The organism is Paraprevotella xylaniphila YIT 11841 (assembly GCF_900683745.1).
Classification (GTDB): Bacteria; Bacteroidota; Bacteroidia; order Bacteroidales; family Bacteroidaceae; genus Paraprevotella; species Paraprevotella xylaniphila.
In genome coordinates, this window is sequence record NZ_LR215980.1 from 3,157,910 (window position 1) to 3,177,152 (window position 19,243).

The window sequence follows — 19,243 nt, forward strand, 5'->3', positions numbered from 1 at the left end:
AGATTCATCCTTTTGTAAGCTTTTTGAAATGTGACGTGCCTACTTTTGCAGCGAACAAAAAGAGGCATAAGAATGAGTTTATCGAAAAAGCGTAATTTGGCTGTAGCGTTGATGACCGCTGTCGTGGCGGTAGCCCAGGCAGGCGACATCAAGGGCGTGGTCGTCGACAAAGAATTGAACGAACCGCTGATGGGTGCTTCCGTGCGTATCGCCGGTACGCACATCGGCACTACGGCTGACATCAATGGAAATTTTCATTTGCGTGGATTGAAGAAGGGAACCTATACCTTGGAGGTTTCCTATGTTTCTTTTTTCCCCCAGAAACTGACGTTGCAAGTTCCGGCCAAAGGCGATGTGGCCGTGAAGGTCGAGATGTCTACTGATGACAAACAACTGAACGAAGTGACCGTTACCGCGCGCAAAAACTTGGAGTTGGAGCGCGCCTTGCTGGCTGAACGCCAGAACGCGGTGCTTTCCATTGAAAACCTTGGCGCAAGCGAAATGTCTATCAAAGGTATTTCCAACGTACAAGAAGGAGTGAAAAAACTTACAGGTATCTCCATCGCCGAAGCCGGCCAGTTGATTGTGCGCGGTTTGGGTGACCGCTACAGTTCCACCACGCTCAATGGACTTCCCATCGCTTCACCCAACCCGGATAACAAGCTGATACCGTTGGATATCTTTCCTTCCTCCGCCGTGCAGAACATCACGGTGAGCAAGGTGTACGAGGCCAGTGCGTTTGCCGACTATTCCGGTGCCCATGTGGACATCAGTACCAAAGAAGGAGGCACGAAGGATTTTTTCAACATATCCTTCGGTACCGGTGGTAAGGTGGGGACGGTCTTTGGCGACTTCTATCAGATGGATAGGGCGAATACGATGTTCAAGACTCCTTCTATGGACCGGAAGGCCATGGATTTGCCGCTTTCCGATTACCGGCAGTACAGTCGCAATCATAATATCTTCCCCACCACGTTCGAGGTGAACAAGTCTTTTGCTATCCCCGACTTGAACGGTAGTTTCGGTTTCGGCCGCACTTTCCGGTTGGGGGGCAACAAGATGGATGTGTTGGCTACTTTCGGTATTGATACCGACAACGAAAGTCTGGATAATGCTTATGTCCGTACTTTCGAGGCGTCAGGTACGGAGATGAGCCGTTTTGATTACGATTCTTTTACCCAAACGCTCAAGATGGCCGGTTTGGCCAGTGTGGGCTATTCGTTCCGCAAGGCAGACCGTGTGGGCTTTTCGGCCTTTTATGCCCGTAATGCGGTGGACAGCTATATGGCGCGTCAAGGGCATGACGAGGAAGGTATCCGCTTGAAAGGCAGTAACCAAAACAGCCATGTGTATGAATTGCAGAACTACCAGTTGGCCGGACACCACGTATTTGGAATGTGGGATACGGATTGGAGCGGTTCGTATAGCAAGACTTCCAGTGAGGAACCTGACCGTCGTCAGGTGATGTTCCGGCAGATGTCCGACGGTACTTGGGATTTGTTCAAGCTCAATGCCCAGGAAACCATGCGCTATTTCGGCAAGTTGGACGAGGACGAATGGGTAGGTGACGTACAGGCTCAGTACCGTTTTTCCGATGAAAACAAGTTGAGGTTCGGTGCGGCCTTGCGTGACAAGACGAGGGCTTTTACCTGCACGAGCTTCTATTATAACTTGAAAGAGATGGAATCTCTTAATGTGACCGACATCTATCATACCGACGGTTACTTGAACTTTGGGAACGTGCAGAATGGTAGCATTACCGTCAACCGCAGCCATCAGAAACGCAATGAGTACTCGGCCGGTAGCCGCATCTGGGCCGGTTTCATCGAGGCCGACTATTATCCGGTGAAGGCCTTGTTGGTGAACTTGGGCGTACGTATGGAAAGCACGCGTCAGTGGGTGAAATACTATAACGACGGCGGCATGGAGATGCGGCGCGACCTGAACACCGATGAGTTTTTCCCGGCCTTGAATCTTAAGTACACGTTCGACAAGAAAAACAGCTTGCGTCTGGCGGCTTCGCGTACGGTGACACGGCCTTCGTTTGTCGAGATGGCCCCTTTCCTTTATCAGGAGTCTTATGGCGGCACCCAAGTACGTGGTAATGAGAATCTGGACAACGGTTACAACTACAACATAGACTTGCGTTATGAGTTCTTTCGTCCGTCATCCACCGACATGGTGGCTGTCACGGCCTACTACAAGTATTTGGACAGTCCTATCGAGCGTACGCAGACTACGTCCGGCGGAGCCATGATGCATTCTTTCCAGAACGCGTCCGACGGTTTGGCAGCAGGGATTGAAGTGGAAGCACGCAAGGAAATAGTGAAAGACTTGAAAGCGGGAATCAACGCGTCTTACATGTACACCAACGTAAACCTTCCGGAAGGTGGGGTTTACACCAATGCCGAACGTCCGCTGCAAGGTGCGTCGCCCTACCTGATGAATGCCGACCTCACCTATTCGCCTAAGTTCGGAAAAGAAAGCCAACTCACCGTGGCCTTGCTCTACAACTTGCAAGGCGAGCGCATACAGGCAGTGGGTATACAGGGTATCGGTGATGTGAAGCAGCTTGCTCTCCATACATTGGATTTCAATGCCAATATGAAGTTCAACGCTCATTGGAGCGTGAAGTTCTCGGCCAAGAATCTTTTGAATACCGATGTGGTGTTCCGTCAGGAGATACCGAGTAAGAATACCGAGGTGGAAGTGGAGCGCTTTAACGAAGGTGTGGGGTTGAGCTTCGGAGTGACGTATACATTATAAAAGTAGTAAAAGCATAAATTAATTCAATTCAAAACTTTAAAAAGAGAGAAAGATGAAAACAAATTTCATGAAAGTTTCCACGTGGGCTATGGCTCTGTGTGCTTCTATGGCTGTATTTACGGCTTGTAACGACGACGAGGATGGAACTACGCCGCCTCCCGCTCCGAGTGTTGAAAACTTAGGCGGCATCGTGACGGAAAACATGACCCTCACGGCCAATACGGAGTACAAGCTGACCAGTCAGTTGCAGGTAAAGGCACCCGCCGTGCTTACCATCGAAGAAGGTGTGAAGATAACGGCAGCCGACAGCGAAGATCCTATTTACATCCTGATCGAGCAAGGAGCCAAAATCAATGCAGTGGGCACAGTGGAAAATCCTATCGTGATGACGGCCGAAAATAAGACTGCTGGTGGTTGGGGCGGTTTGCACATCTGCGGTTATGCTCCCACCAATGCGGGTTCGGGCTTTTCTGAAATCGGTAATGCCGCTTATGGCGGCAATGATGCCAATGATAATTCCGGTGTATTGAAGTATGTACGTTTGGAATATACGGGTTTTGCCCTGGATGACGAACACGAGTCCAACGGCATCTCTTTCTACGGTGTGGGTGCGGGTACGCAAGTTTCATACGTGCAGACTTACGTAGGTGCCGATGACGGTTTGGAGTTCTTTGGCGGTACGGTGAATGTAGACCATTGCGTAGTAGTGGATTGCACGGACGATAGTTTCGACTGGACAGAAGGTTGGAGCGGCACGGCTACCAACCTTGTGGCTTACCAGACCGATGCTTCTTGCGACTGTTTGATTGAAGCCGACAACAACGGCGACAATTTCGACGCAACTCCGGTGGCTCACCCCACTTTGCGCAACCTTTATTTGGTGGGCAACGGCAGCAGCGAGAACAAGCGCGGCATCCGTTTGCGTGCCGGTACACGGGCTAATATCGACGGCGCGAAGGTAGCGGGCAAGCCTAATCCGCTCACTATTGAAACGACGCAGACCGACGATGCTTTGGCCAACGGTACTTCCGTGTTGAAAAATGTACAGATTGCAGGTGTGTTGAAGAACGACGTGACGGGTGGAAAATATCTTTCGGCCAATTTCCTGACAGGACAAGGCAATGCTGAAAATGCCCGGATAGCCACGACGTGGGACGATGTGGCCGGTGATTTGTCTTTCGCTTGGTTGAATGACGCTTGGGTGACGGCTGTTCAATAAGCAATACCTTTATTTTAAAAGACAATCCCTCGGGATGCACAGTGGTGCAACCGGGGGATTGTTTCGGTCTTTCCGTATGCCTCTTGTTTATCGGACGCTGGCGGTGCACGGGCTGTCCAATTCGGTTTTCCACAGACGCAAGTAATCGAACCATGCTTTGCTGTCCTCGAAACCGTCTTTTTCACGCCGGGCACATACGGTGATGTAGTAACTGTTTATTCTACGGCTTCTCCTTGCCCGTCTTCGGTGAGGTAGAAGAGCGGAGAAGGGTTGGTTTGTTTCACTTTATAATAATGTAAGCCGCTGTCGTTCGTGCGTGGATGCCAATGACCGAGCAGGCGTATCATTTCCGCACCGGCCCAGATGACGGGACCGTAACCGTGGGCGGCCTGATAGTTGGCCGGACGGTAGTAGTAGAACGCAGGATCGAATCCCATTCCTGTACCCACGCAAGTACCGTCCACTTGCCCGCCCTCCTTGATTTGCGTACTGACGGCATGCCATCCGAGCTGCGCCACCGGGCCGTAAGTGATGCCTTCTATCCATCCTTTGTTGATGGCGTGGGCGATGCAATATACATAAATGGCCGTGGCCGAAGTTTCTAAGTAGGAATCGCTGCGGTCCACAAGCTGGTGCCAGAAACCTTCCGAACTTTGGTAGGCCGCCAATCCCTTGATGTGGCGGCGCAGTTGTTCGAGCAGGAACGGGCGGTCGGGATGGTCTTCGGGCAGGGCGTCGAGCAGTTCGCAGTTGGTCAGTATGGCCCATCCGTTGGCACGTGCCCAATGGAAAGTGGGCTGTTGTGCCAGTCCTTCTACGTAACCGTGGCGGTAAAGCCCCTTTTCCGGTACAAACATGCGGTCGATGAACTGACGGCTGACCTTGGCCGCCTCGTTGAAATATTTTGTGGATTCCTCTTTTTTATAAATGCCACGATAGGCCAAAGAAGGGACTCCCATGAACATGTCGTCCAACCAGATGGTGTTGTGTTGCGGGCGGTGGCGTGCGAATGTGCCGTCGGGCAGGCGGTATTGTCCGTGTTCGATGAAAGCGAAATAATTTTCTATCAGGTCGGACAGCGGCAAGGACGGGTCGGCGATACACGCCTTCATCATGGCGCAACACATGGCTCCGGCATCGTCCAATGCTTTCGGGTGCAGGATTTGTTCCATCTGTGCGTCGGTATCTTTGTACTGTTCGTAAAGCTTGCGGAATCCCGGAGCGACTTCGGCCAAGAATCTGAGACGGCGGACGACGTAATCTTTGTACCGGGCATCTCCTGTCACTTCGGAAGCATCCAGCAGTGCCTGGTAAGTCACGCCCCATTCATAACTTCCGATGCGGAATGTGCCTCGGTCGAGCGTGGAGCCGTGGGGGATGTGTCGGTAGTCGGTCACTTCTTTTCCGTCGGTATCCAATACGCGTACAGGGGTATGCTGCTCAATGTAGGCGAACACCCGGTCGATGTCTTTCTTGACTTGTTCGACGGTCAGGTTGCCATAGGGTACTTTGTATTCCGGTTGGAGCAAGTGCAACGGAGTGGTCATGTCGTTGATTTCAGTTTCCTGTGCAGTGACGGAGTGACCGAGGGATAGGATGCCTACGGCAAGGAAGCAGGCTTTGCAGATGGTTTTCATGCGTCTCGTTTATAAAATCAGGTTAATAATCTGTGTCGGATTGTCGCAAAAATACAGGTAATCCAAATGCAAAATTAGGAATAAATCCGTAACGTAAGAGGATAATCCTGCGGTTTTTTAAAATTTATTTTCCGATAAAATTGGAAATTACGGAAGTTATGTTGAATTTTGCATGTAGATAATTGTAGCATCATGAAAAACCTGATTTCAATTTTGTGTATGGGATTGTCCATGCTTTCCATGGGACTTTATGGTAAAAACAAGGTTTCGGGCGATTTGCGTTGGGTCGGTACGCGGCCTTCGTCTGACCGTCCGGTCAGTTTGGGCATTCCGTTCCTGAAGGGGGAACTGGAGGCCGATGGCCGTGTGGTGTTGAAATACGGGGACGGGACGGACATCCCGTCGGACTGTTGGCCGTTGGCTTACTGGCCGGACGGTTCGGTCAAATGGGCCGGAGTGGCCGCCGTGATACCGGAAGAAGCGGAAGACATCCGTTTTGAAACCATCTTGAAGAAACCCAAAAAAGAGAACCGTTCCGGGGCAAAGGTGCGGGTGGACGAGACACCCTCTTTCTTCCGGGTGTCCACCGGAAAGGTTGAGGCTTATATTCCCAAACTGGGTGGTTGCCTGCTTGACAGCCTCCGCTACGGAGGGAAGACGGTAGGCGGACAAGCCGCCTTGCTGTGCTCCACGCAGGACCGTCCGTCGGCAGAAGGAGAGGCGGTATTGCATTTCACCGGCTATCGCGGGCAAGTGGAACGCGTCACGGTGGAACGTGCCGGGGATGTCCGGGTATTGGTGCGGGCGGAAGGCCGCTATGCGAACGATGTCACGGGGCGGAAATGGCTTCCGTTCACCGTACGCTTTTATTTTTATGCCGGGAGCGAACAAGTCAAGATGGTACATACTTTTGTGTTCGATGGTGACATGGATCACGATTTCATCCGTAGTCTGGGCATCCGTTTCGAGGTTCCCATGCGCGAGGCCGTTTACAATCGTCACATAGCTTTCGCCACGGCCGATGGTGGGGTATGGGCGGAACCGGTGCAGCCTTTGGTGGGCCGTCGCGTGTTGTCGTTGGATGGGAAAAAGGATTGGCAGGCGAGGCAGATGCGTGGCGGACGCATACCGGCCTATGAGAAGTTCGATGCCAAGAACCGTCATCTTCTCGACCGTTGGGCGGTGTGGGACGGTTTCCGGTTGAGCCAGACGACGGCCGACGCTTTTTCTATCCGTAAACGTACGCATGCCGACCGTCCGTGGATTGGGACTTTCTCGGGAACCCGTGCGCCGGGTTATGTGTTTGCCGGAGACGTAAGCGGCGGATTGGGCGTGGCTCTGAAAGATTTTTGGCAATCCTATCCCACGGCTTTGCAGGTGGACAGTGCCGCTGCCCGGAATGCCAGCCTGACCGTATGGATGTGGAGTCCCGACGCAGGGCCGATGGACTTGCGGCATTACGACGATGTGGCGCACGATTTGGAGGCCAGTTATGAGGACGTGCAGGAAGGGATGAGCACGCCCTACGGTGTGGCGCGTACCCATACGCTGACTCTCGTTCCGTCTGTGGCTTATGGGGGAAAGGAGACGGTAGCCCGGACGGCATCCATGTTGGCCGAAGACGCCCCCTTGTTGTGCACACCGGAATACCTCCACGCCAAGCATGCCTTTGGGGTGTGGAGCCTGCCCGACCGGAGCAACCCGAAGCGGGCACGGGTGGAGGACCGTCTGGAAGACTATTTGGACTATTATGTGAAGGCTGTCGATCAACATCGTTGGTACGGTTTCTGGAACTACGGTGACTTTATGCACACCTACGATTCCGTGCGCCATACGTGGAGGTATGACGTGGGAGGATATGCGTGGGATAACACGGAACTGGCCTCTAACATGTGGTTGTGGTACAGTTTCCTGCGGACAGGCCGTGCCGACCTTTGGCGGATGGCCGTGGCCATGAGTCGTCATACGACAGAATGCGACGTGTACCATCTTGGCCCGATGGCCGGGTTAGGTTCGCGCCACAACGTGAGCCACTGGGGGTGTGGAGCGAAGGAGGCACGCATCAGCCAAGCGGCGTGGAACCGTTTCTATTATTATCTGACCACGGATGAGCGCAGCGGTGACCTGATGACCGAAGTGCGCGATGCCGAACAAAAGCTTTACGACATCGATCCGATGAGGTTGGCTCTTCCGCGTGAGAAGTATCCCTGTACGGCTCCGGCACGTTTGCGTGTCGGGCCCGATTGGTTGGCCTACGCCGGAAACTGGATGACGGAATGGGAACGGACGGGCAACACGGCTTACCGCGACAAAATCATCGCAGGCATGAAGAGCATCTCGGCCTTGCCCCACGGCATCTTCACAGGGCCGGGCGTGTTGGGTTTCGACCCTGCCACGGGCGTGTTGAGCTACGAGGGAGACCCCGGTTTGCAGCGCACCGAACATTTGACCACCATCATGGGCGGTTTCCAAGTGATGAACGAGCTGATGGAAATGATAGACTTGCCGGAATGGAACCGCACGTGGCTCACCTTTGCCCGGGAATACAAGGAGAAGGCGCGCACGATTACGCACAATCCTTTTCCCGTGACGCGCCTTACGGCCTATGCCGCCGCCCAGACGGGAAGCCGGGAACTGGCAGCCGAAGCTTGGGATGAGCTGTGGCACGTGTGGCACAATGACAAACCTTTCACGGTGCGCCGTGTGGAGGTGCCCGAGGTCCCAGCACCGGTGGACGAGAATCCCGTGGTATGTACCAACGATGCGGCCACATGGAGCTTGGCAGCCATTTACATGCAGGAAGTCATTCCCGAATAGTTGATATCCGCGTGACGTGTATGTATAAGTAACATTTTGTTAGTTTTTGGAGTTCCCGAGGAAGATAAAATACGGTGTAATACGATTCAAAAAAGTATCCGGACTGCATAAATATTTAGTTATGCAGGTCTTATGCAACGTAAACCTGCATATATGCAAATCGTTTGCAGGCGAATGATTTTTCATTTGGCTGCAAACGGAAAATGTTTCTCCGCAGAACTTTTTGAAGTAGTCCTCGTGACGGTATTGGAGAGGGCGAAAAATGCCTGTGCAATCGGGTTTTATTCCGTTTCTTGGAGATATCTGGTGAATTCTCATGTACGAAAACATCCGGCAAAAAGTCAGCGGTTTCCGGTTGGGGCTTACGCCACGTTTGATCCGGGCGTACAAAGTCCTTCTTTCCGTTCCGTTTTGTTTCCCAACGCCTTTGTGTCCTTCCCTTTTGTCAGTATCCCGTTTCGCGAGAATCGTTTATTTTCGGTTCGTGCCGGAGGAACCTGCCAATGGGCGATTCTCGTGAGGGAGGTTTTGACAGATTGTCAGTCCGATGTTTGGGCTGTGCATTTGGTCCAAAAAATGTAAACTATGCGTTTTTGACTTGAAAATCTTCTGTTGCTTTCCGGTATGAGGATGAAGGCAGGAGTGCCTGTTTCCAGGGCTTTGGATGGTTTGCGTCCCGGCGTGTATGTCGTGGGCGGCAAGAAGGTATTGAAATGAGGATGCTCCGATAGTCTTTTCCCGAAAGGATAAGGGTCGCACGGTAACTTCTTGTGAGGTTGCCGTGCGATTGTTTTTTCTTGGTAAGGAATGACGGATGACAAAGGAAAAGCGTGGTGTCGCAGCATCCGTAATGGGTAAAATATCGTATCTTTGCCGTATGGATGAGATGAAACTAAGCATAAGCCCGGTCGACTTGTCGGTACCGCAGGTTCTTCCTTATTCCGAGGAGGGGGTAAGAGCCGGATTTCCCTCCCCGGCGCAGGATTACATGTCGGGCGGTATTGATTTGAATAAAGAGTTGGTGCGGCATCGTGAGACGACGTTCTATGCCCGGGTGTCTGGTCATTCCATGGCCGGTGCCGGCATCGAGGACGGGGATTTGGTAGTGGTGGACAAGTCGCTCGAGGCTCGGACGGGAGACTATGTGGTGGCTTGTATCGACGGGGAGTTCACCCTCAAACAGTTCCGGCTCGATGCGGCAAACTGTTGTGCTTGGCTTGTCCCCGCCAACGAAGAGTTCCAACCGATAAAGATTACGGGAGAAAATGATTTCAGGGTTTGGGGCGTGGTGACTTACGTCATTAAAAAACTGCATAAAGGATGAAAGATGGGGTGTTCGGGTTGGTGGACTGCAACAATTTCTTTGTATCGTGCGAACGGGTGTTCCGTCCGGACTTGCGGGACAAGCCAGTAGTGGTGCTTTCCAACAACGACGGATGTGTCATTGCGCGGAGCAACGAGAGCAAGGCTTTGGGCATCCGGATGGGGGAGCCGTTTTTCAAGGTGCGCGACGTGGTGGCGCGGCATGGGGTGGCGGTGTTTTCCAGTAACTTTTCGCTTTATGGCGACATGAGCCGGCGGGTGATGTCTTTGCTTTCGGCTTATACGCCCCGGTTGGATATTTATAGTGTGGATGAGGCCGTACTTGATTTGACGGGAATGGGGGATGCGGAGTTTCTGCGCGGGTATGGCCGGGATATTGTGCGCAAGATTGGAAAGGGCGTGGGGATACCAGTCTCGTTGGGTGTAGCCGGGACCAAGACATTGGCCAAGATGGCTAGCAAATATGCCAAACGTTATCCGGCATACGAGGGGGTATGTTTAATAGATACGGAAGAGAAGCGCGAGAAGGCCTTGAGGCGGTTTGCGGTCGGCGACGTGTGGGGCATAGGCCGTCGCATGCAAAAGGTTCTGGAATACCATGGCGTCCGTACGGCGTGGGATTTCGTGTGCCGTTCCGAAGGATGGGTACGCCATGAATTTTCAGTGGCCGGAGTCCGTACGTGGCGCGAATTGCAGGGCGAGAGCTGTATTGCTTTGGATGACTTGCCTTATAAAAAAAGTATTTGCATGAGCCGCAGTTTTCCCGGGCATGGATTGTCTGAATGGCATGTCTTGGAAGAGGCCGTGGCTTATTTTGCTTCGGAGTGTGCCCGTAAGTTGCGCGAACAAGGTACTTGTTGCGGACAAGTCACGGTGTTTGCCTATACTAGCCGTTTCCGGACAGATGTTCCCGGCAATATGATTCAACAACAGGTACGTATGCCCGTACCGACACAGGATACGGCCGAAATCGTGCATGCGGCTTTGGAAGCGTTGCGGTTGCATGCGCATGACGGGGGCTTCGACTATAAGAAATCCGGAGTTATCGTTTGGGATTTGTCACCGCGTGAAGCGGTTCAAACGGATTTGTTTGATAAGATGGATCGTGGAAAGCGTGGGGCATTGATACGTGCCGTGGATGAGATAAACCGTAAGAACGGGCATAACGTGGTGAAAGTGGCTGCATTGGGGGCTGAACAGGAATATGCTTCGGAGAGGCAATACGCTTCGCGACGTTATACGACGAATCTGGATGAGGTCTTGGTAGTGAAAGTGTGAGAGCTTCAGTTTACCTCTTTATGTTATTTTATGCTAAAATGAACCCTTGATCCGTTTTTTTTCTCCTGATTGTCATTCTGATATTGGAAACATTTGCTTCCTTTGTAATAGAAAGAAAAACAATTTTTAGGAACCTTTTAATTTTTGAGAATCATGAGAAACGTTTACTTTACTTTATTACTGATGCTTTGCATGAGTGCCCATGTGAAAGCTGGAGATTGGATGAAACGTCTGCCGGACAATCTTTTTGTATCCCAAGTTTCTATTCCCGGAACGCATGATGCAGCTACGGGGAACGGGGTTACTTTGGCAACCTTTTCCCAGTGCCAAGACATAGATGTGGCCACACAGTGGTCCATCGGTATCCGCGCTTTCGATTTCCGCCCGAAGGTGAAAGATGACTATCTGAATATCAACCATGGTATTTCTGAGACGAAACTTCGTTTTGATGCCGCTTTGTATTTGCTGCGGGATTCGTTGAAAGCTCATCCTTCCGAATTTGCGATAATCCATTGTTTGTATGCTTCCAATTACGATAACGATAAAGCCACGTATGAAACCATGTTGCGCGAATTGTTGTCGCGTGAGGATTTGAAGGATTATTTTGTGCCGTTCCGGCGGAATTTGACGGTAGGGGACATGCGGGGGAAAATCTTGCTGTTGAGCCGTGACCAATATGCCGTCAAACCGATAACAGGCGGTTTTTTCCAAAGTTGGTGCGGTTGGTTGGATTGGAATGCACAGTCTTCGTGTAGTATTATAGGGGAGAGCGCGGCATTGGATTATAAATCTCCTTTGTGGGTGCAGGATTATGCCAATACGAAAGATAGTGAAGGAGGTGTGGCCAAGAAGGTAAGCGCGGTAACCGAAATGTTGGAACATAGTACGAAACATGTGACAAAAGACGAGTCGGACGTGGTGTGGGTATTTAACTTTGCATCGGCTTATCCCGGGTCGCTATCTACAGCTAATGGTTATCGCGAGAATGCGACCTACACGAATGCGGCTATTATAGAGTATTTGCAGACGCATGAAGCGGGACCTACGGGGGTTATCCTGATGGATTATTGTGTGGACCGGAGCCCTAACGAGGTGGATGGAAAGTACCTGACGCGTGGGCGCGAGTTGGTGGATACCTTGATTGCCAACAATTATAAGTGGTTGGAACGGAGAAATAGGACTGTGTACGATAGGGCATTAGATAGGATAGATAAACTTTATACGAAGTTACAAGAGGTTCGGGAAGCTATTGCGACCGAATGTGCAGATGTTGCCGCAGACTTTGAGGATGAACTGGCTGCGGCAAAAGAGGTTATCGACCAACAAAAATATGAGATTGACAGTTTGTACGCCGGATGGCTGTTCACGGAAAGTTATACGGTGGATTATACCGGAACCTATAAAATTATAAGGCAAATCGAGAAGGATGCCGAAGAAGCCCAAGCTAAGTTTGATGAGGAGTCGGATATTCATGCAGTGCAGGTTGAACATATAGGAAACGATTGTCAGATATTCTCGCTCACCGGAGAACGTTTGGATGCTCTTCGTCGTGGTACGGTTAACATTGTGAAGTTCCCTGAGGGCAAGGTACGGAAGGTTGTTTGTCAATAAGGCCGCTTCTGGTATTGGGTACAGACAAGTTGGATTGGGATTGCGAAAGCCAAGCCGGAAGGAGGCTTTTGATGTCCATAAAAAAAGAAATCCTGAGCACCCCATCAATAAGTGTTCAGGATTCTTTTTCTGTGCGCCTGATAGGACTCGAACCTACATGCCGCAAAGCACCAGATCCTAAGTCTGGCGTGTCTACCAATTTCACCACAGGCGCGGTAAGACGGCTGCAAAGATAGAAAGATTTATCGGCTTGGCCAAATTATCGTTTCAGAAATTCTCGTGCGGCTTCTATCATTGTGTCTTTGTTGCGTGCCAGGTCTTCTTGTGTGAGCGATACGCAAGTGTCCGGTTCGATACCGAATTCGATTTGGTTCATTCCGGCATCGTACATCGGGCAGGCGGAGAAGCGGACAGACCATCCGTTGGGGAGTTCGGACGAAAAGGGGAGGCCGGAACCGCCACCTGTGCGGTCGCCCATAATGGTGACCAAGGGGCATTCTTTCATATCGCGTACGAACGTATTGGTGGCACTATAACACGAACGGTTGGTCAGCACGACGGCTTTCTTTTGCCAACGTATGCCTTTCGACGGTTCGATGTATTCGGTTTCGGGGGACGAAAAATCATTGTGTCCCGTTCCGGTTTTATGGGCGATGTAGCCTACCAGTCGTTTTTCGTTGGTGAACCGTTCGGCCAATCGTTCGGCGTAGGTCAGCGTGCCGCCGGAATTGTTGCGTACGTCCACAATCAGTCCGTTGCACAAGCGCAGATAATACATGGCTTCATCCAGATTGCCTTCACCGATGCCGGAACTGAAGCTTCCATAATATATATAACCGATGTTGTCGTCGAGAATCTTGTAATACATGCCGGCGGCGATGCGGTAATCCGTCCCCAAATAAATTTGGTGGACACTGTCGTTGAAATTACTCGGGTAATTCTCATGCCAGCTCCAGTAACGGCCTACGTCGGCAGCAGAATAAAGGTTGACGTGGCCGTCGCGAAGTTCGGACAGCATGTCGCATAAGACTTCGAATAGTTGGGCTGAAGTCATTCCGTCATGTACGTGCGGACGGTATTTGGCATATACCTCGTTCCACGGCAGGCATCCTTCCTGCACCTTGTAGTCGTGGAAGCAGTATTGGGTGTCGATAATGCGCCAAAGTGTCTCGAAATTATTGACTGGCGTGTTGTCCGGCTCTTCTTCACGAATGCAACTCGGGCAGAAAAGCAGGGCGAGAATGGCGCAGAATATAAAAAAGATGTAATGTTTCATACCGATGGTGGGTTACAGGATAAACGGGCGGTGTTGCGGCTCTTTACGTTTGACGAAGCTGAAATGTTTCACGTAGCCTATCATGAAACTATGGTTCCAGATATGGCTGCGCAGTCCGTTTACACGGCTTTGGCGGATGTCGCACAAATAGCCGGCCCGGAACGTAAATCCTGCAATGGGAAAGTCCAATGTCAGGAAATGGCGCATGGACGGCGCATTGCCCGGATAAGTAAAACATACGTTGTGGTCATAGTTGCCTAATGACATCTCATAGTAAGACTGTCCGTAGCGTGGGGAGAACATGGCTCCGATGAGCGGCAGGCTGGTTTGGTAGCGGGCGGTGAAGGGTACTTTGCGGATATGGAACGGGTAGACGGCCATCAGGGATGCGTCTATGTCGATGTCAGCCTTGGCCTGTACCGGATTGTTGGAATTACGGTTGTTGTAAATCGCTCCCAGTCCGGCATGGACTTCTCCTCCGGCCATCAGCCGCAACCGTCTGCCCACGACCCAGTTGTAATGCCAACCGATGGAATAATTTATCTTGCCCCCCAGTTCGTCGGAGTTTCCGGCCCGGTTGGAGGTATAACAAAAAAATCCGTCGAGGATGCTTTGTGTCGTGATGCGTCCGTCTAACCAGTGGGTTTTACGTAAGGTCTCATGCAGAATGCTCAGGTGAGGCCCGGTATAAGTGGAGGGAGACAGGTAAGTCTCGTATAGGCTTGTGCGTCCCGCACCGAAGAGTGTGGCGTGTGTCGTATAGCGGTTTTCCGGAAGGGGGGCGGCATCTTGGGCTTGGCATGGCCTGATACCAAGAAATGTCCCTATGGCTAATAAGAAAATGAGTGCCCGCTCTCTGACGGAGCGGGACATTCGGGACGAAACGGTTGTATAGGCCGGTAAGAAGTGAGACATATTATTCGTCTTCAAAAAGTTTCATTTGCCCGGTAAGCTCATCTATGATGTCGCTTTGGCTTTTACCGGCATCCGGATCCAGATTCTCCTTTTCTGTGTCTTTTTCTTCCGTTTCTTCCGCCACGGCTTCTTCGGTTTCCGGTTCCGGCCGGCGTATGGGTTCCAGTTCGGTAATGGTTGCCGTATCGAACGTGGTGAGCCGTTTGCCTTTCGCTTTGAAACTCTTTATGCCGATGAAACTTTCCGCATCAATTTCCTGCGGGTCGCGGAAGCTGTCGTGCCCGCCGAACGTGATTTGCAACCTTGGATAGGTTTCGTCCGTGAGCAAGACGAAGCGGCTGTCCTTGTTTTCTCCCATGAAACTTTGGGGCTTGGTACTCGGTTCGAACGCAAAACGCTTGACGTAAGGATAACCTTGTTGGTCGGCATCGTAGAGAACGGCACACCATATCTTGTCCGGTGAGAATTTTTCGATACGGAGTATGCCCGGTTCATAATGGTTGTTTACGTCGAAATTGGTCGTGTAGAACTCTCCGCTTTTCAGGATGACCAAAATCAGGTCTTCGCTGTGGAACTCACCCAGGTATTCTCCCCGCTCGTCGTAATTCAGGCGGTTGACATCGTGGTCGAACCATACTTTGCGTCCGCCCAAGGTAGAACCGCCGTGGGATTTCAGGCCGATACGCTGTATCTCGTTTTTGCTTAAAATGTTACCCATGCTTTGGCGGCCTTTGATAGTCACAGTACTGAAATCCTTTTCCACAAATATCTTTTTGAGTTTCAGGGCGGGTTTCAGGGTAATTTTAATGACCTCCGCTTCTCCGTTCGGATTGGCCGTGAAGTAGACGACGCGTGAAAAGGGTTTGCCTTGTGTCAGGTCGTATTCACGGTCGCGGGTGATGGAAGTTACATTGAAACGCTTGATGTAATAGAAACCGTCCTTGCCGTCCCGGTAGGCGACATTGTAAATCGTCCGTTTGTCGTTGCGTTTGAAAACTGCGGCATGGATGATTTCGGCTTTTTTCTTTTCAGCCTTGCTTCTTTCCGTTTCGCCCACGAACGTCTTGTCGCTGATACGGATGACTTTATAAGTTCCGTCGCGGTAGAAAATAATGGCATCGTCGATGTCGGAACAGTTGGCAATGAATTCGTCCTTTTTGAGCGATGTGCCGATAAAGCCCTCTTCGCGGTTGATATACAGTTTTTCGTTGGCCTCCACCACCTTGGTAGCTACGATCGTATCGAAATTGCGCAGTTCGGTATGACGCGGATGTTCGTTGCCGTATTTGGCTTTCAACATACGGAACCAGTTGCAGGTGACTTCCACCATGTTGTCTAAGTCGCGGTCGATGCGTGCGATCTCATCTTTCATCCGGGCGATGGCGTCGTTGGCCTTGTCTTTATTGAATTTCAGGATCCGGGCCATTTTGATGTCCATCAGTTTGAGGATGTCGTCTTGGGTCACTTCCCTTATCATCTGCGGATAGAAGGGCGTGAGCCGTTCGTCGATGTGTGTGCAGGCCGCGTCCATATCTTTGGCCTGTTCGAAGTTGCGGTCTTTGTAAATCCGCTCTTCGATGAATATCTTTTCGAGCGAGGCAAAATGCAGGCTCTCTTGAAGCTCTCCCTTTCGGATGAGCAATTCCTTGCGGAGCAGTCCGAGCGTGTTGTCCACTGAACGTTTCAGTACTTCGCTGACGGTCAGGAAGCAAGGCTTCTTGTCGTCGATGACGCAACAGTTGGGCGAGATACTGACTTCGCAGTCGGTAAAGGCATAGAGAGCATCCAATGCCTTGTCCGAGCTTACTCCCGGCGTCAGGTGCACTAAGATTTCTACTTCGGCAGCCGTGTTGTCCTCTACCTTGCGTACTTTGATTTTGCCTTTTTCGATGGCTTTCAGAATGGAGTCAATCAGGGTTGTGGTGGTCTTTCCGTATGGAATCTCACGGATGGCCAGCGTCTTGTTGTCTATCTTAGTGATTTTGGCACGTACTTTCACTACGCCCCCTCGTCCGCCGTCGTTATACTTGCTTACATCGATACTTCCTCCTGTCAGGAAATCCGGGTAAAGTTGAAACGGTTCGCCATGCAGGTAGTTTACGGCGGCATCGCATATCTCGTTTAAGTTATGCGGCAGGATTTTGGATGACAAGCCCACGGCAATGCCTTCCACGCCTTGGGCCAACAGCAGCGGGAACTTGACCGGAAGCGTCACCGGTTCCTTGTTCCGTCCGTCGTATGAAAGTTTCCATTCCGTGGTTTTGGGGTTGAACACCACGTCGAGGGCGAATTTGGAAAGCCGGGCCTCGATATAACGCGGAGCAGCCGCCGAGTCACCGGTAAGGATGTTTCCCCAGTTCCCTTGGCAGTCTATGAGCAAATCCTTCTGTCCCAACTGCACCAAGGCATCCCCGATGGAAGCGTCTCCGTGCGGATGGAATTGCATGGTATGTCCCACGATGTTGGCCACCTTGTTGTAGCGCCCGTCGTCCATACGCTTCATGGAGTGCAGGATGCGGCGTTGTACCGGTTTGAAACCGTCGTTGATATGGGGCACGGCCCGTTCGAGAATCACGTAAGAGGCATAATCCAGAAACCAATTCTGGTACATCCCGCTCAAGTGGTGTGTAATGCTGTCATGGGGATTTGTTTCCGGTTGGTAATTGGAGTGTGCATTGTTGTCCTCTTCAGGCGTTTCCGTAGTCAGGTCTGTCAACTCGTCTTTGTCTTCGCTCATATTTGTTTATGATATATCTATTTTAACGCAAAAATAACATTTTAATGAAAAAAAAGGCGTACTTTTGCGAAAGATTTATCAATATTTTACGAATAGAGTATGGCTCAGGAAGATGTATTCAAGAAAATAGTGTCACATTGTAAGGAATACGGTTTCGTGTTTCCCTCAAGCGACATCTATGACGGATTGGGTGCCGTGTATGATTACGGTCAGAACGGTGTGGAGTTGAAAAATAACATCAAGCAATATTGGTGGCAGAGCATGGTGTTGCTGCACGAGAACATCGTGGGTATCGATGCCGCCATCTTCATGCACCCTACGACGTGGAAGGCCAGCGGGCACGTGGACGCATTCAACGACCCTTTGATAGACAACCGCGACAGCAAGAAGCGTTATCGTGCGGATGTATTGATTGAAGACCAGATTGCCAAGTACGAAGAAAAGATAAACAAGGAAATAGCCAAGGCGGCCAAGAAGTTCGGGGATAGCTTTGATGAGCAGAAGTTCCGCGAAACCAATCCCCGCGTGTTGGAACATCAGCAGAAACGCGATGCGTTGCACCAACGTTACAGCGATGCGATGAATGCGGGCGACCTGAATGAACTGAAACAGATTATCTTGGATGAGGGTATTGTGTGTCCCATCAGCGGCACGCACAACTGGACCGATGTCCGTCAGTTCAATCTGATGTTCAAGACCGAGGTCGGTTCTACGGCCGAAGGTTCTTCCACTATTTACCTGCGTCCGGAAACCGCCCAAGGCATCTTCGTGAACTACTTGAATGTGCAGAAGACGGGGCGCATGAAGCTGCCTTTCGGTATCGCACAAATCGGCAAGGCGTTCCGTAACGAGATTGTGGCTCGCCAGTTCATATTCCGTATGCGCGAGTTCGAGCAAATGGAGATGCAGTACTTCGTGAAGCCCGGTACGGAGCTTCAATGGTTCGAAACGTGGAAAAAGACCCGTATGGCTTGGCATCAGGCATTAGGTTTCGGGGCGGAAAACTACCGTTTCCACGACCATGAGAAACTGGCGCACTATGCCAATGCGGCCAGTGACATCGAGTTCCACATGCCATTCGGTTTCAAGGAAGTGGAAGGTATCCACAGCCGTACGAACTTTGATTTGAGCCAGCATGCCAAGTATTCGGGCAAGAAGATAGAATATTTCGACCCCGAAACGAACGAAAGCTATACGCCGTATGTCATTGAGACCTCTATCGGTGTGGACCGTATGTTCCTTTCCATCATGTGCCACAGCTACGAGGAAGAGAAACTGGAAAACGGGGAAACTCGCGTAGTGCTCAAATTGCCGGAGGCATTGGCTCCGGTAAAACTGGCCGTCATGCCGTTGGTAAAAAAAGACGGTCTGCCTGAGAAAGCGCACGAAATCATCAGCAACCTGCGTTTCCATTTCAACTGCAAATACGATGAGAAGGATTCTATCGGCAAGCGTTACCGCCGACAGGATGCCATTGGTACGCCGTATTGCGTGACGGTGGATTACGATACGCTGAAGGACAATACCGTGACCCTGCGTCATCGCGACACGATGGAACAGAAGCGAGTGAACATTGCCGACTTGCAAGGTATCATTGAAGACCGTGTGAGCATCACTTCGTTGCTGAAAAAGATTATGTAATCCTGCCTAAAAGACGGACATCA

At 51.2% G+C, this 19,243-nt stretch carries 11 protein-coding genes and 1 tRNA gene; 7 read left to right on the top strand and 5 right to left on the bottom strand.

The genetic code is table 11. The annotated features are described in order from the left end of the window. The first annotated feature begins 72 nt into the window (after positions 1–72). The gene (locus tag E0E47_RS13195) at positions 73–2,766 is read left to right on the top strand and encodes a TonB-dependent receptor (RefSeq protein ID WP_130893937.1); all 2,694 of its coding nucleotides are present in this window, start codon (positions 73–75) and stop codon (positions 2,764–2,766) included. Positions 2,767–2,818: 52 nt separating this feature from the next. After that, on the top strand, positions 2,819–3,985 hold the full coding sequence (locus E0E47_RS13200) for a hypothetical protein (protein WP_130893938.1): 1,167 nt from the start codon (positions 2,819–2,821) through the stop codon (positions 3,983–3,985). Positions 3,986–4,200: 215 nt separating this feature from the next. Here the strand turns inward: E0E47_RS13200 and E0E47_RS13210 are convergent, their stop codons facing one another. Further along, the gene (locus E0E47_RS13210) at positions 4,201–5,622 is read right to left on the bottom strand and encodes a glycoside hydrolase family 88/105 protein (protein WP_008625895.1); all 1,422 of its coding nucleotides are present in this window, start codon (positions 5,620–5,622) and stop codon (positions 4,201–4,203) included. Between the two features lie 192 nt (positions 5,623–5,814). On the opposite strand from E0E47_RS13210, the gene E0E47_RS13215 reads away from it, so the two are divergent. From E0E47_RS13215 to E0E47_RS13230, 4 genes are all read left to right on the top strand, one after another. Next, positions 5,815–8,439, top strand: coding sequence for an exo-rhamnogalacturonan lyase family protein (locus tag E0E47_RS13215; protein ID WP_008625894.1), 2,625 nt, complete (start codon positions 5,815–5,817; stop codon positions 8,437–8,439). An 877-nt stretch (positions 8,440–9,316) separates the two neighbouring features. Next, entirely contained in the window at positions 9,317–9,763 is a 447-nt protein-coding gene (locus E0E47_RS13220) for a LexA family protein (RefSeq protein WP_040602640.1), read from the top strand. Then, on the top strand, positions 9,760–11,040 hold the full coding sequence (locus tag E0E47_RS13225) for a Y-family DNA polymerase (RefSeq protein ID WP_008625890.1): 1,281 nt from the start codon (positions 9,760–9,762) through the stop codon (positions 11,038–11,040). Before E0E47_RS13220 ends, E0E47_RS13225 begins: the two co-directional genes overlap by 4 nt. Positions 11,041–11,193: 153 nt before the next feature. Beyond that, positions 11,194–12,651: a PI-PLC domain-containing protein gene (locus E0E47_RS13230; RefSeq protein WP_008625889.1), complete on the top strand. Its 1,458-nt coding sequence runs from the start codon at positions 11,194–11,196 to the stop codon at positions 12,649–12,651. A 132-nt stretch (positions 12,652–12,783) separates the two neighbouring features. On the opposite strand, the gene E0E47_RS13235 is transcribed toward E0E47_RS13230, so the two are convergent. From E0E47_RS13235 to E0E47_RS13250, 4 genes are all read right to left on the bottom strand, one after another. Beyond that, positions 12,784–12,865 (bottom strand) — tRNA-Leu (locus tag E0E47_RS13235). 45 nt (positions 12,866–12,910) lie between these two features. Beyond that, complete coding sequence (locus E0E47_RS13240; protein ID WP_008625886.1) at positions 12,911–13,927, bottom strand: S41 family peptidase; 1,017 nt, start codon at positions 13,925–13,927, stop codon at positions 12,911–12,913. 12 nt (positions 13,928–13,939) lie between these two features. Further along, positions 13,940–14,842, bottom strand: a complete 903-nt coding sequence (locus E0E47_RS13245) for a DUF3316 domain-containing protein (protein WP_008625885.1) — start codon at positions 14,840–14,842, stop codon at positions 13,940–13,942. Position 14,843: 1 nt separating this feature from the next. After that, positions 14,844–17,579, bottom strand: a complete 2,736-nt coding sequence (locus tag E0E47_RS13250; protein WP_008625882.1) for a DNA gyrase/topoisomerase IV subunit A — start codon at positions 17,577–17,579, stop codon at positions 14,844–14,846. A 99-nt stretch (positions 17,580–17,678) separates the two neighbouring features. Between E0E47_RS13250 and E0E47_RS13255 the strand changes: the two genes are divergently transcribed. Then, positions 17,679–19,220: a glycine--tRNA ligase gene (locus tag E0E47_RS13255; protein ID WP_008625880.1), complete on the top strand. Its 1,542-nt coding sequence runs from the start codon at positions 17,679–17,681 to the stop codon at positions 19,218–19,220. The last annotated feature ends 23 nt before the right edge of the window (positions 19,221–19,243 follow it).

Excerpts from the sequence above, each read along its gene's own strand:
- E0E47_RS13240 (WP_008625886.1), bottom strand. The coding sequence starts at position 13,927 with ATGAAACATTACATCTTTTTTATATTCTGCGCCATTCTCGCCCTGCTT.
- E0E47_RS13255 (WP_008625880.1), top strand. The coding sequence starts at position 17,679 with ATGGCTCAGGAAGATGTATTCAAGAAAATAGTGTCACATTGTAAGGAA.
- E0E47_RS13210 (WP_008625895.1), bottom strand. The coding sequence starts at position 5,622 with ATGAAAACCATCTGCAAAGCCTGCTTCCTTGCCGTAGGCATCCTATCC.
- E0E47_RS13250 (WP_008625882.1), bottom strand. The coding sequence starts at position 17,579 with ATGAGCGAAGACAAAGACGAGTTGACAGACCTGACTACGGAAACGCCT.
- E0E47_RS13220 (WP_040602640.1), top strand. The coding sequence starts at position 9,317 with ATGGATGAGATGAAACTAAGCATAAGCCCGGTCGACTTGTCGGTACCG.
- E0E47_RS13230 (WP_008625889.1), top strand. The coding sequence starts at position 11,194 with ATGAGAAACGTTTACTTTACTTTATTACTGATGCTTTGCATGAGTGCC.
- E0E47_RS13215 (WP_008625894.1), top strand. The coding sequence starts at position 5,815 with ATGAAAAACCTGATTTCAATTTTGTGTATGGGATTGTCCATGCTTTCC.
- E0E47_RS13195 (WP_130893937.1), top strand. The coding sequence starts at position 73 with ATGAGTTTATCGAAAAAGCGTAATTTGGCTGTAGCGTTGATGACCGCT.
- E0E47_RS13225 (WP_008625890.1), top strand. The coding sequence starts at position 9,760 with ATGAAAGATGGGGTGTTCGGGTTGGTGGACTGCAACAATTTCTTTGTA.
- E0E47_RS13245 (WP_008625885.1), bottom strand. The coding sequence starts at position 14,842 with ATGTCTCACTTCTTACCGGCCTATACAACCGTTTCGTCCCGAATGTCC.
- E0E47_RS13200 (WP_130893938.1), top strand. The coding sequence starts at position 2,819 with ATGAAAACAAATTTCATGAAAGTTTCCACGTGGGCTATGGCTCTGTGT.